Source organism: Actinacidiphila guanduensis (genome assembly GCF_900103985.1).
Taxonomy (GTDB): domain Bacteria; phylum Actinomycetota; class Actinomycetes; order Streptomycetales; family Streptomycetaceae; genus Actinacidiphila; species Actinacidiphila guanduensis.
In genome coordinates this window covers 270,040-282,597 of sequence record NZ_FNIE01000010.1, presented here as the reverse complement: position 1 = coordinate 282,597, position 12,558 = coordinate 270,040, and the positions used below count along the sequence as shown (strand labels likewise).

The following is a 12,558-nucleotide window of genomic DNA, read 5'->3' as shown; positions in this document are numbered from 1 at the left end:
GGGCGCTGGGGGTGCCCCCAGGCGAAGCTCCGGGGGAGGAGCGGCGCGCGCAACCCACCGCCGGGCGGAACCCGGCACCGCAAGGGAACCCGAGTGCGCCGTAAGGGAACCCGAGCGGCGGGGAGCCGTTAGGCGCGGCGGCGACGGATTCGGTACCCCAGGACGGCCGGCACGGCGGCCACCGCGAGAAACGGCGCTGCCGCCGAGACGCCGACGAAGATGCCCCGCAGGGTGACGTAGAAGCCGTGCCAGCCGGAGGCGAACGCGTGGCCCACCGCGCCCCAGAAGCCGCGCCGCGCGTGGTGCCGGGTGGGCGCGGGAGCGACCGGCGGTTCGGAGAGCCGCAGCGTGATGGTCGCGAGGTCGGTCCGCGAGCGGAGCGAATCCCGCTGGGCCTCAAGGGACTCCAGCGACGCCTCGCGCGTACTCAGCTCGCCCTCCAGCGTGACGACGTCGTGCAGGCTCGCCGCCCGGTCCATGAGGGCGCGCACCCGCGCGACACTCGCCTGCTGGGAGCTGATCCGGCTGGCGACGTCCACGACCTGACCGGTGACGTCCGCTACCTTCACCTGGCGGTCGAGCAGGGTGCCCAGGCCCGACAGGCGCGTGAGCAGGTCGTCGTAGCGGGCGGTCGGCACCTTCAGCTGGATCGACGAACTCGCGTGGCCGTGCGCGTCGACCTGCGTGTTCTCGTCGCCCGCGTACCCGCCGGCCGCCTCCACGTATGCCCTGGCCTTGCCCAGCTGCTCGGTCACGTGCGGTGTCTGCACGCTCAGCACCGCGCTCCGTTCCAGGTAGCTCGCCTGCACCTTGGCCGCGCTCGTGGTCCCGGCCGACGCCGTGGGCCCCGCCGTGTCCCCGCCGGCCCCGCTCGGCGCCTGCGTGACACGGGCGACGGCCGGCCCGCCCGCCTTGGCGGAGTCGCTGGTGCTCCCGCCCGACGAACTGCACCCCGCGACGGCGGCCGCCCCCACCAGCACGGCCACCACCCCGCCCACCAGCGCTCCCCGTGCCCGCGCCCGGCGCGCTCTCGTGACTGCGGTGATCCTCATGTCGATCCCCCCTGGCTCAGCGGTTGTTGGAGCACGATCGCGGGTTGGACGCGGCGGGCAGGGGGCGGGTTTCGAGGGGGCGATTTCGATGGGGTCACGTTCGGGAGGCGGAACGGCGTCTGCGACAGTGGGGGGATGAGGCAGGCGCAGGACGGCCGTGGCGACGGGGGCCCGGCCGCGGGACATGTGGTGGTCGTGGGCGGCGGGATCGCGGGGCTCGCCGCGGCGTACGAGCTGGTGCACGGCGGGGCGCGGGTGACCGTGCTGGAGGCCGGCGACCGGCTCGGCGGGACGCTCCACGCCGACGAGATCGCCGGGGTGCCGGTCGATCTGGGAGCCGAGTCGCTTCTGGCGCGGCGGCCGGAGGCGGTGCAACTGGCCCGCGAGGTCGGGCTGGGGGAGGACCTGGAGCCGCCCGCCGTGCTGGGCGCCACGCTGTGGACGCGGGGGCGGCTGCGCCCCATGCCCAAGGGCCACGTCATGGGCGTTCCCGGCGACCTGGCCCCGCTCGCGGCCTCCGGCGTGCTGTCGGCGGCGGGGCTCGCCCGGCTGCCGCTGGACCATGTGCTGCCCCGCACCGAGGTCGGCGAGGACGTCGCCGTGGGCACCTATGTCGCCGCGCGGCTCGGCCACGAAGTGGTGGACCGCCTGGTCGATCCGCTGCTCGGCGGGGTGTACGCGGGCAACGCCTACGAGCTGTCGCTGCGCGCCACGGTGCCGCAGCTGTGGGCGGCCGCCCACGAGGGCCGCTCCCTGATCGAGGCGGCCCGCGAGATCCAGCGCAAGGCGGCGCAGGGCGGTGCCGGCGAACCGGTCTTCAACGGCATCCGTGGCGGGGTCGGGCGCCTGCCGCTCGCGGTCGCCGACGCGTGCCGGGCGGCCGGCGCCGTGATCGAGACCGGAGCGCGCGTGCGCGGCCTGCGCAGGACCGGCGCGCACGGCTGGCGGATCGCCCTGGAGGGGCGCGAGCTGACCGCCGACGCGGTGGTGCTAGCGGTGCCCGCGCCGGCCGCGGCCCGGCTGCTGGCCGCCGAGTCACCCGCCGCGGCGGCGGAGCTGTCGGCCGTGGAATACGCAGGCATGGCCCTGGTCACGATGGCCTTCCGCCGTACCGATGTGCTCCAACTCCCGCAGAGCAGCGGCTTTTTGGTGCCACCGGTGGACGGCCGTACGATCAAGGCGTCGACGTTCGCCAGCCGCAAGTGGGGCTGGCTGGACGAGGCGGGCGGCGACACCTTCGTGCTGCGCACCTCGATCGGGCGGCACGGCGACACCGCCGAGCTGGCGTGGGACGACACCGACCTGGTGCGGCTGTCCCGGGAGGACCTGGGCGAGGCGGTGGGCCTGCGGGCGGCGCCGGTCGCGGCCCGGGTGACCCGCTGGGAGGCGGGCCTGCCGCAGTACGCGGTGGGACACCCGGACCGGGTGCGGCGGATCCGCGAGCAGGCCGCGAAGCTGCCCGGACTCGCCCTGTGCGGCGCCCTGTACGACGGCGTGGGCATCCCGGCCTGCATCGGCGGCGCCCGCAAGGCGGCCGCGGCCCTGCTGGCCACCCTGCCGCAGGGCGGCGCGGACGATGCGGGAGAATAACCGCATGAGCGACTCGACCGCCGATCGCGCCCCGGACGCCGCCGAAGCGGCTGCCGCCGCACCCGCGAAGGCACCCCACGCAGGCAAGAAGGCCAAGGACCTCAACGAGGTCATCCGCTACACCCTCTGGTCCGTCTTCCGGCTCAAGGACGTCCTGCCGGCCGACCGCACGGGGTACGCCGACGAAGTGGAGGAGCTGTTCGCGCAGCTCGCCGCGAAGGACGTCGTCGTGCGCGGCACGTACGACCTGTCGGGCCTGCGGGCCGACGCCGATCTGATGATCTGGTGGCACGCGGAGACCTCGGACGCGCTGCAGGACGCGTACAACCTCTTCCGCCGCACTCGGCTGGGCCGCGCGCTCGTCCCGGTGTGGTCGAACATGGCGCTGCACCGGCCGGCGGAGTTCAACAAGTCGCACATCCCGGCGTTCCTCGCCGAGGAGGAGGCACGGGCGTACGTCAGCGTCTACCCGTTCGTGCGCTCCTACGACTGGTACCTGCTGCCCGACGAGGACCGGCGCCGCATGCTCGCCGACCACGGCAGGATGGCCCGCGGCTACCCGGATGTGCGGGCGAACACCGTGGCGTCCTTCTCGCTCGGCGACTACGAGTGGCTGCTCGCCTTCGAGGCGGACGAACTGCACCGGATCGTGGACCTGATGCGGCACCTGCGGGGCTCCGAGGCGCGCATGCACGTCCGCGAGGAGGTGCCGTTCTTCACCGGCCGGCGGCGTCCCGTGGCCGAACTCGTCGCCGGACTCGCATAAGGACCGCTCCGGCGGGTCCCCAGCCGACAGGGCGTGCTCCCCGTTCGCGGAGGGCACGCCCTTGCTGCTGTCCTTCTGCTGTCCTCCGCTGCCCCTGCCCCGCGGGTGCCTTCTCAGAGCAGTGCGGGGTGCTCGGCCACGACCGTCACCGAACCCGGGGCGACCTCGGTGAAGCCCGCGTCCTGGACGGTGGGGAGGCCCGAGGCCGTCAGGGCGGACCAGCGGGCGGGGCTCGCGGTGCGCGCGGCCAGCGGGAAGCCCGCCTTGCGCCAGGACTCGCGCGCCTGCGGGTCCAGGGCCCACCAGGCGAGCTGGGCGCCGTGCCCGGCCTGGGCCATCGCCTTGCCGGCCGACATGGCCAGGCCCGGGTTCAGCCACAGCACCGGGACGCCCGGCTCGGGGGCCGCGGGCGGCTCGGGATCCTCGAGTTCGGTACCGGAGACCTGGAGGCGGGCCAGATCCTTCGGCCAGCCGTCCAGCGGGACCGGCGGGAAGACCCGCACCTCGGCGCCGGCGCCCTCCACGGTGATGCCGGGCAGTGCCTCGGCCCGGCGCCACTCCGCGCCCCTGGCCCGGCGGACGACCTTGCGGATGCGGGCGTCCTGCCAGTTGCGTACGGCCTCGGTCCACTCGCCGTCCTCGGCGGTCGCCCGCTCGTCGGCGAGCAGGGTCAGCACGGCGCGGGCCGCCGTCTCCAGCGCGTCCGTCCGTGCGGGCGGCGCCCCCCGCTCGATCCGCACGACCAGCGGCAGCACGAACTGCGGCGCCGCGTCGCGATCCTCATCTGTCACGGTCCCACTCTTTCAGGCGGGGGCAGCTGTTCGCCGTCGGGGTTCCTGTCCCGTCGCCGACAGCCGGCGCCGTCGTGGTGGGTCGCGCAGTTCCTCCCCCAGAGCTTCGCCTGGGCGGTGCTCCCAGCGCCCCTATTCGGCTCACCCTTCGGGCGAAGGGCAAGGTTTTCAGGGGCGCGGGGAACTGCGCGCCCAACCGGTCACCGGGCGGCAGGCGGCGACGAGAGAGGAACCCGAGCGGCGCGGAGCCGCCCCGTACTACGCCTTCGGCGCGAGCCGCAGCGAGATGGAGTTGATGCAGTAGCGCTGGTCGGTGGGGGTGGGATACCCCTCGCCCTCGAAGACGTGGCCCAGGTGGGAGCCGCAGCGGGCGCAGCGGACCTCCGTGCGGACCATGCCGAGGGAGCGGTCCTGGATCAGCTCGACCGCCGCGGAGTCGGCCGGGTCGTAGAAGGACGGCCACCCGCAGTGCGACTCGAACTTCGTCTCGGAGCGGAACAGCTCCGCACCGCAGGCGCGGCAGGAGTAGACGCCCTCCGTCGTGGTGTCGGTGTACTCACCGGTGAAGGGGCGCTCGGTGCCGGCCTGCCGCAGGACCGCGTACTCCTGCGGGGACAGCTCGGCGCGCCACTGCTCGTCGGTCTTGTCGACCGGGTACTTGCTCACGTCCTGCGACATGCGGTCCTCCTCAGTCACCGAGGCGGGCGAGAATCTGCGGACCGAGGTCGGTCACGTCGCCCGCACCCATGGTGAGAACGAGATCACCCCTCTTCGCCATTCCTGCCACCACGTCCGCGACCGCCTCGCGCTCGTGCACGGCGGTGGTGTCGGCGCCCGCGGCCCGGGCCGCGTCGATGATGATCGCGCTCGTCACGCCCGGCAGCGGGTCCTCGCGGGCCGGGTAGATGTCCAGCACCAGCGAGGCGTCGGCCAGCGCCAGCGCGCCGCCCATCTCCACGCCCAGCTCCTTGGTGCGGCTGAACAGGTGCGGCTGGAAGACCACGAGTACCCGCCCCGCGCCCGCGGCGCCGCGGATCGCCTCCAGGTCGGCGGTCATCTCGGTGGGGTGGTGCGCGTAGGAGTCGATCACCTGCACCCCGCCGGCCTCGCCCTTCGGCTGCAGGCGGCGCTTGACACCGGTGTACTTCGCCAGGGCCGCGGCCAGTTCCGCCGCGGGCGCGCCGGCCGCGATGCCGGCGGCGAGCGCCGCGGCCGCGTTGGAGGCGTAGTGGCGGCCGGGCACGGAGACGGTGAAGTCCAGCGGGCGGCCCTCGATCTCGACGGTGACCTCGCTGGTCAGCCCGCGCGGGACGATCGCGGTGATGCGCACGTCGGCGTCCGCGGCCTCGCCGACGGTCACGATCCGCAGGCCCTCGCGGCCGCGCAGCCGACGGGTCAGCTCCACCGCGCCGGACTGGTCGGCGGAGACCACGAGGGTGCCGCCCGGCCGGATCCTGCCGGCGAAGGTGGCGAAGGATTCGTAGATCTCCTCCATGGAGGCGTAGTTGGCGTGGTGGTCCAGCTCCACGTTGAGGACGAGGGCGACCTCGGGGGAGTAGGCGTGGAAGCTGCGGTCGCTCTCGTCGGCCTCGGCCACGAAGATGTCGCCGCCGCCGTGGTGGGCGTTGGAGCCGGGAGCGTCCAGGTCGCCGCCGATCGCGTACGAGGGGTCGAGGCCGAGGGCGGCCAGCGAGACGGCGAGCATCGAGGTGGTGGTCGTCTTGCCATGGGTGCCGGCCACCGCGATGGTGCGGGCGCCGGCCATCAGCGCCGCCAGCGCGTCGCTGCGGTGCACCACCGGCAGGCCGCGGGTGCGGGCCGCGGCCAGTTCGGGGTTCTGCTCGCGGATCGCGCTGGAGACCACCACCGCGGAGGCGTCCGGCGCGAGGTGCGCCGCGTCGTGGCCGATGTGCACGGTGACGCCGAGACCGCGCAGGGCCTGGGCGGTCTCCGACTCCCGCGCGTCGCTGCCGGCCACCCGGGCGCCCCGCTGGGCCAGGATCTTCGCGATCCCGGACATGCCCGCGCCGCCGATGCCGACGAAGTGCGGGCGCTCCAGGCCGGGCGGGACGGCGGGACCGGTCGGGCCGGACGGGGCGGACGTGCTCATGCGCGGGTCTCCAGGGTGTCCAGGGGCGGTGCCGAGGGCCGGCGGGGACGGGTGCGACGATTCTCGCACCTCGGCGGGGCGGACCCGGCGGCCACTCGCCCTACCGCTCGCCCTGCTCCTGGGTCTCCTGCTCGACGGGCTCGCTCTGGGCGAAGAGCTTGAGCACGGGCACGCCGACGCGGTGCCGGGCCCGCGAGGTCCAGTCCCGGTGGAAGAACTCCTCCACGAAGTGCGGGGCGGTGAGCACCACGACCTCGTCGGCGCCGTGCTCCTCCACCACGGCCTTCAGCCGGTCCAGCGGGTGGTGCTCGACGACTTCGCCGTCGGCCTGCGCGCCGGCGGCCCGCAGCGCCTCCAGCGAGTGCCGCAGGGAGCGTTCGGCGGCGCCGGCGGCGTCCTTGCCCTCGGGCACCTCGTTCTCCCGGGCGGCGTCGTCGAGGCGGCCGAGTGCCACGTCGTCCACGGCCCGCAGCAGGCGGTCCTGGTCGCCGCGCGGCTGCATGAGTACGACGAAGGAGACCTGCTCGTCGCCGTGGAGCGTGGTGACCAGCTCCACGTCCGCCGGGGCGAGCGGCTTCTCGATCATGAGTACGGTCGTGAACACGGGACGCGTCCTTCTTTCTGGTGGCCTTCTCGCGGCACCCCTGATCTTCCCGGGGCCCGAGACCAAGTGTTCCCGCGCGACACGAAGCGGAACGACTCAATCCGTATTTTCCGCCGAGATCCATCCGGGAGAGTGTGCCGCGCGCGGCCAAACCCCGGCCAGAGCCGATCGGCCCCCCTGCTCATGGGGCCGCCGTACGCTCCTGCCGGCGCGGCTACCCCCGTACGTAGCGGGCGAACAGGAAGCCGTCCTCGGTGAGCAGGCCGGCCGGGACGTAGCGGGCCGGGCCCGGCACCTCGGGGCCGTTCATGATCCGCGGGGCGCTGCCGCCGGTGAGGACCGGGGCGAGCGTCAGGCACAGCTCGTCCAGCACGCCGGCCGCAGCGAACTGGGCCAGGACGCGGGGGCCGCCCTCGTGCAGCAGGCGGGTGTGGCCCAGCGCGGCCAACTCGCGCACCGCCCGCGCCGGGTCCACCGACTCGCCCTCGCCCGCGGTCACCACCACCGCGCCCGCCTTCTCCGCGGCCGCCCGCCGCTCGGGGTCCGCGGCGGAACCGGTGAGCACGATCGTGGGCGTACTGGCTCCTGTGAACAGGGGCGCGGAGAAGTCCAGGTCCAGGCGGCGGCTGAGCACGGCGATCGCCGGGGCCGGGCTCTGGCCGTCCGCGGCGCGCTGCTCCTGGAAGTCCTTGCGGGCCTTCGCCGGGCGGTACCCCTCGCGGCGGGCGGTCTCGGCGCCCACGAGGACGGCGTCCGCCAAGGCGCGGAGCACACCGAAGATCTTTTTGTCGCCCGGTGAGGAGAGGGGGCCCGAGGTGCCCTCGTGGCTTGCCGCGCCGTCGAGTGAGGCGACCATGTTCGCCCGCAGATACGGCCCCCTTGGGCGGCTGGGGTACGGGTACGCCGCCGCCAGGGCTTCGAGGGTGTCCAGGGTGCCGCTGCTGTTGGCTTCGGGGGCCGGCATGAGCTGCTGCATGGACCCGATTTTCCCCCGCCCGCCCACCCCTTGCCCCCACGGCTCCCCGCCGCCGGGGTTCCCGCCGTTCCCGGCCGCCGGGCCGGTGGGTGGTTATTCGCGCAGTTCCTCGCGCCCCTCGGACGAGCGTCTCCCCGATGGGCCCCATCCCGGCTGCGGGGCGGTGGCCTCTTCCCGCGCAGTTCCCCGCGCCCCTGCGGCGACGCGGCTGCCCCCGCCTCGCCGTCCCCGGCTGCCGGGCCGGTCGTCGGTTGCTCGCGCAGTTCCCCGCGCCCCTGTTCGCCTTGCCCTTTGTACGCAGGGCGATCCCGTACAACCCGGGGGCGCGGGGACTGCGGGAGCAGCCGGGGGCGGGCTGCGCCCCGGGACGGCGGCGTAGGTCCGGGGACTCGCCCGGTAGGGTGAAGCCGTGTCGTTGAGGGGAGCTGCCGTGCCGGTCCGGCTGGCCGGGAGGAATCCGGAAGTGGCCGTGGAGCGGCTGCTGGGCGAGATGGTGCCGCCACCGCGGTTCGACGCCGTGCGGTTCAGCACGTACGTGCCGGACCCCGCGCAGCCGAGCCAGGCCCGGGCCGTACGGACGCTGGAGGAGTTCGCCGCGGGACTCGGCGGCGCCGGCGGGGACGGCGGGAAGCGCTCGTGGTTCCGGTCCCGCCCCAAGGCGGAGCGCACCGGGCCCGGCGGGATCTACCTCGACGGCGGCTACGGCGTCGGCAAGACCCACCTGCTCGCCTCGCTGTGGCACGCCACCGACGCCCCCGCGGAGCAGAAGGCGTTCGGCACGTTCGTGGAGCTGACCAACCTCGTGGGCGCCCTCGGGTTCCGCCCCGCCGTGGACGCCCTCAGCGGCCACCGCCTGGTCTGCATCGACGAGTTCGAGCTGGACGACCCCGGCGACACCGTCCTGGTCTCCACGCTGCTCTCCCGTCTCTCGGACGCGGGCGTGCGGCTCGCGGCCACGTCCAACACGCTGCCGGGCCGGCTCGGCGAGGGCCGCTTCGCCGCGGCGGACTTCATGCGGGAGATCCAGGGCCTGTCCGCCCGCTTCACCAGCCTGCGGATCGACGGCGAGGACTACCGCCACCGCGGCCTGCCCGAGGCCCCCGAGCCCTTCACCGACGAGCAGGTGACCGAGGCGGCCGGCCGTACCCCGGGTGCCGCCCTGGACGACTTCCCGGAGCTCGCCGCCCACCTCGCCACCGTGCACCCCAGCCGCTACGGCGCCCTGTGCGACGGCGTGGAGGCGGTCTTCCTGCGCGGGGTGCAACAGGTCGCCGACCAGGCCACGGCGCTGCGCCTGGTGGTCCTCGCCGACCGGCTCTACGACCGCGAGGTCCCGGTGATGGCCTCCGGCGAGCCCTTCGACCGGCTCTTCTCACCGGAGATGCTCGCCGGCGGCTACCGCAAGAAGTACTTCCGCGCGGTCTCGCGCCTCACCGCCCTCGCCCGCGACGCCGGCCGGCTCGCCCGCACCCCCGAGTAGGGCCCGGGGCGCTGGCGGAGCGCCCGGAACCGGCGCAGGATCGGGGCATGGGCAAGGGCAAGGGCACGAGCAAGAACGGCGGCAAGGCGGCCGGCAAGGGCAGTGGCAAGGACGCCACCAAGCCGGCGGGCAAGGCGGCCACCGACGGTACGCACAAGGGCGCGGGCAAGGCCGGGAAGGGCGCCGGCGGGGATCTGCGGGCGTTGCTGCGGGTGCCGTCCGGCGGCGGGGCGGTGGACCTGGCGGCGTACGACACCTCGGCCACCCCCGGTGGGCCCGGCGGCAAGCAGCGCGGCCGGGAGGAGATCGAGCTGATGCGCCCCCGGCTGGCCGAACTGCAGGAGAAGCTCTTCGCACAGAGCGCGGCGGGCGGCGACTCCCGCCGGGTGCTGCTGGTGCTCCAGGGGATGGATACCTCGGGCAAGGGCGGCACCGTCAAGCACGTCGTGGCCGGGCTCAACCCGGCAGGCCTGCGGGTGCGGGCGTTCAAGGCGCCCACCGCCGAGGAGCAGCGGCACCACTTCCTGTGGCGGGTGCGCAAGTCGCTGCCGCTGGCCGGCGAGATCGGCGTCTTCGACCGCTCCCACTACGAGGACGTCCTGGTCGCGCGGGTGCACGGCCTGGTGCCGCGTACCACCTGGCGCCGCCGCTACGGCGAGATCAACCGCTTCGAGCGCGCCCTGGCCGACGACGGCACCACCCTCGTCAAGGTTTTCCTGCACATCGGCTACGACGAGCAGCGCGACCGGCTGCTGGCCCGGCTCGACCGCCCGGACAAGCACTGGAAGTTCACCCCGGGCGACCTGGAGGAGCGCGCCCTGTGGCCGGCCTACCAGGAGGCGTACGAGACCGTCCTGGAGCGCTGCTCCACCGAGGCGGCGCCCTGGTACGTGGTCCCGGCCGACCACAAGTGGTACCGCAACTGGGCGATCAGCCGGCTGCTGCTGGAGCACCTGGAGGAGCTGGGCCCGAAGTGGCCGAGGACGGGCCTGGACGTCGCCGACTACCGCCGGCGGCTGCTCGCCTCCTGAGCCGTCCCGGGCCGCCCTCGCCGTACGCCCTGCCCCGCCTGCCCTGCGGGACCCGCCGAATCCGCTGCTTCCGGCGCTTTTGCCTCCAGCGCCTTCGCGGTCAGCCCGAGCAGGACAGGCGCTGGGCCTCCTGCCACTCGCAGACCGGGCACAGCGTTACGCCCTTCGTGCTGTTCGGGTACTCCGTGGGCTTACCGCACAGCACGCAGCCGGCCGCCGGCTCGGCCGGGGCGGCAGAGGTCCCGCTGGGAGCGGGCGCCGTCGAGGCACCGGCGGAGGCACCGGCGGAGTTCCCGGTCGAGGTCCCGGTGGAGGTCGTGTCGGTCATACGTCCACCGTAGTCCCGGTGCCGTCCGGCCCGTCCCCGTCGTCCACAGCCCCCGCCCCGCCGGCCCCGACCGCCGTGTCCACCTCGTCCGGCGCCTCGTGTTCCTCCGCCCGCAGCACCGCCGCGCCCCGGGCCGGCAGGTACACCGCGGGTCCCGGGAGCACCTTGCACTCCGGGCGGGCCAGCACCACCTCGCAGGGGGTGTTCAAGGGGATGCGGGCGGGGGCGTCGGAGAAGTTGACCAGGATACGGAAGGGGCCGCGGGCCACCCGCAGCGTGCGGCCGCCCGCGGCGGTCGTCACCCGGTCCAGCCGCGGGTCGCTCAGCGCGGGTTCCGAGCGGCGCAGGGCGATCAGCGCCCGGTACCACTCCAGAAGTTCGCGGTGGACCGGCCGGTCGGGCTCGGTCCAGTCCAGGCAGGAGCGGTCGCGGGTGGCCGGGTCCTGCGGGTCCGGCACGTCCTCCTCGGCCCAGCCGTGCGCCGCGAACTCCCGGCGCCGCCCGCGGGTGATGGCGGCGGCCAGCTCCGGGTCGTCGTGGTCGGTGAAGAACTGCCAGGGCGTGCCCGCCCCCCACTCCTCGCCCATGAAGAGCATCGGCGTGAAGGGCGAGGTGAGCACGAGCGCGGCGGCCGCGCCCAGTTGCGCCGGGGTGAGGCGGTCGCCGGTGGCACGGTTGCCCACCTGGTCGTGCGTCTGGGCGTAGCCGAGCAGCCGGGAGGCGGAGAAGGTGGCCGGGTCCAGCGGCCGCCCGTGGTGGCGGCCGCGGAAGGAGGACCAGCTGCCGTCGTGGAAGAAGCCGTGGGTGAGCACCTTGGCCAGGGCGCCCGGGCCCGCGGCGGCGAAGTCGGCGTAGTAGCCCTGGGACTCGCCGGTGACCGCGGTGTGCACGGCGTGGTGGAAGTCGTCGTTCCACTGGGCGTGCAGGCCCAGGCCGCCGGCCTCGCGGGGGGCGGTGGTGCGCGGGTCGTTCAGGTCGGACTCCGCGATCAGGAACAGCGGGCGGCCGAGCGCCGCCGCGAGCCCGTCCACGGCGGTGGACAGCTCCTCCAGGAAGTGCAGGGCGCGGGTGTCGACCAGGGCGTGCACGGCGTCCAGCCGCAGCCCGTCCAGCCGGTAGTCGCGCAGCCAGGCGAGCGCGCTGCCGATGAGGAAGTCGCGCACCTCGTCGGAGCCCGGCGCGTCCAGGTTGACGGCGTCGCCCCACGGGGTGTGGTGCCGGTCGGTAAAGTACGGACCGAAGGGCGGCAGGTGGTTGCCGGACGGGCCCAGGTGGTTGTGGACGACGTCGAGCACGACACCCAGGCCGTGCCGGTGTGCCGCGTCGACAAAGCGCTTCATCGCCTCGGGGCCGCCGTACGGCTCGTGCACCGCCCACAGCGACACGCCCTCGTACCCCCAGCCGTTGGTGCCCGGGAAGGGGCAGACCGGCATCAGCTCCACATGGGTGATGCCGAGGCGGGCCAGGTGCGGCAGGTGCTCGATCGCGGCGTCGAAGGTGCCCTCGGGGGTGAAGGTGCCCACGTGCAGCTCGTAGAGGACCGCGCCGGACAGGGCCCGGCCGGGCCACGGGCCGCACCAGGCGAAGGCGTCGTGGTCGACCACCGCGCTCATGCCGTCGGGGCCGTCGGGCTGGCGGCGCGAGCGCGGGTCGGGCAGCGGCGGCCCGCCGTCGAGCAGGTAGGCGTAGCGGGTGCCGTGGACGGCGGGGACGTCGGCCCGCCACCATCCCGACCGGGCGGGGTCGGGGGCCAGGCCGTGGGCCCGCTCCTCGACGAGGACCTCGACCTGCCGGGCGTTCGGCGCCCACACCTCGAACAGCACGCAACGG

The 12,558-nt window shown here is 74.8% G+C and carries 12 protein-coding genes; 4 read left to right on the top strand and 8 right to left on the bottom strand.

Annotation, left to right across the window (positions count from 1 at the left end; translation table 11 throughout):
- Window positions 1–128: 128 nt before the first annotated feature.
- Window positions 129–1,052 (bottom strand): DUF4349 domain-containing protein, encoded by a 924-nt coding sequence (locus tag BLR33_RS23015; RefSeq protein ID WP_176930398.1) that lies wholly within the window; start codon window positions 1,050–1,052, stop codon window positions 129–131.
- Between the two features lie 135 nt (window positions 1,053–1,187).
- Between BLR33_RS23015 and hemG the strand changes: the two genes are divergently transcribed.
- A complete protein-coding gene (gene hemG / locus BLR33_RS23010; protein WP_093786453.1) occupies window positions 1,188–2,642 on the top strand; it encodes a protoporphyrinogen oxidase in 1,455 nt (484 codons plus the stop codon).
- A 4-nt stretch (window positions 2,643–2,646) separates the two neighbouring features.
- The gene (gene hemQ / locus BLR33_RS23005; RefSeq protein ID WP_093786452.1) at window positions 2,647–3,408 is read left to right on the top strand and encodes a hydrogen peroxide-dependent heme synthase; all 762 of its coding nucleotides are present in this window, start codon (window positions 2,647–2,649) and stop codon (window positions 3,406–3,408) included.
- Window positions 3,409–3,521: 113 nt separating this feature from the next.
- Here the strand turns inward: hemQ and BLR33_RS23000 are convergent, their stop codons facing one another.
- From BLR33_RS23000 to BLR33_RS22980, 5 genes are all read right to left on the bottom strand, one after another.
- Window positions 3,522–4,199: a peptidyl-tRNA hydrolase gene (locus BLR33_RS23000; RefSeq protein ID WP_093786451.1), complete on the bottom strand. Its 678-nt coding sequence runs from the start codon at window positions 4,197–4,199 to the stop codon at window positions 3,522–3,524.
- A gap of 258 nt (window positions 4,200–4,457) precedes the next feature.
- Window positions 4,458–4,877, bottom strand: a complete 420-nt coding sequence (gene msrB / locus BLR33_RS22995) for a peptide-methionine (R)-S-oxide reductase MsrB (protein ID WP_093786450.1) — start codon at window positions 4,875–4,877, stop codon at window positions 4,458–4,460.
- Between the two features lie 10 nt (window positions 4,878–4,887).
- On the bottom strand, window positions 4,888–6,309 hold the full coding sequence (murC, locus tag BLR33_RS22990; RefSeq protein WP_093786449.1) for a UDP-N-acetylmuramate--L-alanine ligase: 1,422 nt from the start codon (window positions 6,307–6,309) through the stop codon (window positions 4,888–4,890).
- A 100-nt stretch (window positions 6,310–6,409) separates the two neighbouring features.
- A complete protein-coding gene (locus tag BLR33_RS22985; protein WP_093786448.1) occupies window positions 6,410–6,913 on the bottom strand; it encodes an indole-3-glycerol phosphate synthase in 504 nt (167 codons plus the stop codon).
- A gap of 214 nt (window positions 6,914–7,127) precedes the next feature.
- Entirely contained in the window at window positions 7,128–7,889 is a 762-nt protein-coding gene (locus tag BLR33_RS22980; RefSeq protein WP_093786447.1) for a pyrimidine reductase family protein, read from the bottom strand.
- 490 nt (window positions 7,890–8,379) lie between these two features.
- Here BLR33_RS22980 and zapE point away from each other — a divergent pair, with 490 nt between their 5' ends.
- Both zapE and BLR33_RS22970 read left to right on the top strand, forming a co-directional pair.
- Entirely contained in the window at window positions 8,380–9,369 is a 990-nt protein-coding gene (gene zapE / locus BLR33_RS22975) for a cell division protein ZapE (RefSeq protein ID WP_093786533.1), read from the top strand.
- A 47-nt stretch (window positions 9,370–9,416) separates the two neighbouring features.
- Window positions 9,417–10,400 carry a PPK2 family polyphosphate kinase gene (locus BLR33_RS22970; protein WP_093786446.1) on the top strand — a complete coding sequence of 328 codons (984 nt, stop codon included), beginning with the start codon at window positions 9,417–9,419 and terminating at the stop codon, window positions 10,398–10,400.
- Between the two features lie 100 nt (window positions 10,401–10,500).
- On the opposite strand, the gene BLR33_RS22965 is transcribed toward BLR33_RS22970, so the two are convergent.
- Both BLR33_RS22965 and treZ read right to left on the bottom strand, forming a co-directional pair.
- On the bottom strand, window positions 10,501–10,728 hold the full coding sequence (locus BLR33_RS22965) for a hypothetical protein (RefSeq protein WP_093786445.1): 228 nt from the start codon (window positions 10,726–10,728) through the stop codon (window positions 10,501–10,503).
- Window positions 10,725–12,551 carry a malto-oligosyltrehalose trehalohydrolase gene (gene treZ, locus BLR33_RS22960; RefSeq protein WP_093786444.1) on the bottom strand — a complete coding sequence of 609 codons (1,827 nt, stop codon included), beginning with the start codon at window positions 12,549–12,551 and terminating at the stop codon, window positions 10,725–10,727. Before treZ ends, BLR33_RS22965 begins: the two co-directional genes overlap by 4 nt.
- Window positions 12,552–12,558 lie beyond the last annotated feature (7 nt).

What these genes read in the sequence shown, in the direction of transcription:
- BLR33_RS22980 (WP_093786447.1), bottom strand. Translation starts at nt 7,889, where the DNA reads ATGCAGCAGCTCATGCCGGCCCCCGAAGCCAACAGCAGCGGCACCCTG.
- zapE (WP_093786533.1), top strand. Translation starts at nt 8,380, where the DNA reads ATGGTGCCGCCACCGCGGTTCGACGCCGTGCGGTTCAGCACGTACGTG.
- hemQ (WP_093786452.1), top strand. Translation starts at nt 2,647, where the DNA reads ATGAGCGACTCGACCGCCGATCGCGCCCCGGACGCCGCCGAAGCGGCT.
- murC (WP_093786449.1), bottom strand. Translation starts at nt 6,309, where the DNA reads ATGAGCACGTCCGCCCCGTCCGGCCCGACCGGTCCCGCCGTCCCGCCC.
- BLR33_RS22970 (WP_093786446.1), top strand. Translation starts at nt 9,417, where the DNA reads ATGGGCAAGGGCAAGGGCACGAGCAAGAACGGCGGCAAGGCGGCCGGC.
- BLR33_RS23015 (WP_176930398.1), bottom strand. Translation starts at nt 1,052, where the DNA reads ATGAGGATCACCGCAGTCACGAGAGCGCGCCGGGCGCGGGCACGGGGA.
- hemG (WP_093786453.1), top strand. Translation starts at nt 1,188, where the DNA reads ATGAGGCAGGCGCAGGACGGCCGTGGCGACGGGGGCCCGGCCGCGGGA.
- msrB (WP_093786450.1), bottom strand. Translation starts at nt 4,877, where the DNA reads ATGTCGCAGGACGTGAGCAAGTACCCGGTCGACAAGACCGACGAGCAG.
- BLR33_RS22965 (WP_093786445.1), bottom strand. Translation starts at nt 10,728, where the DNA reads ATGACCGACACGACCTCCACCGGGACCTCGACCGGGAACTCCGCCGGT.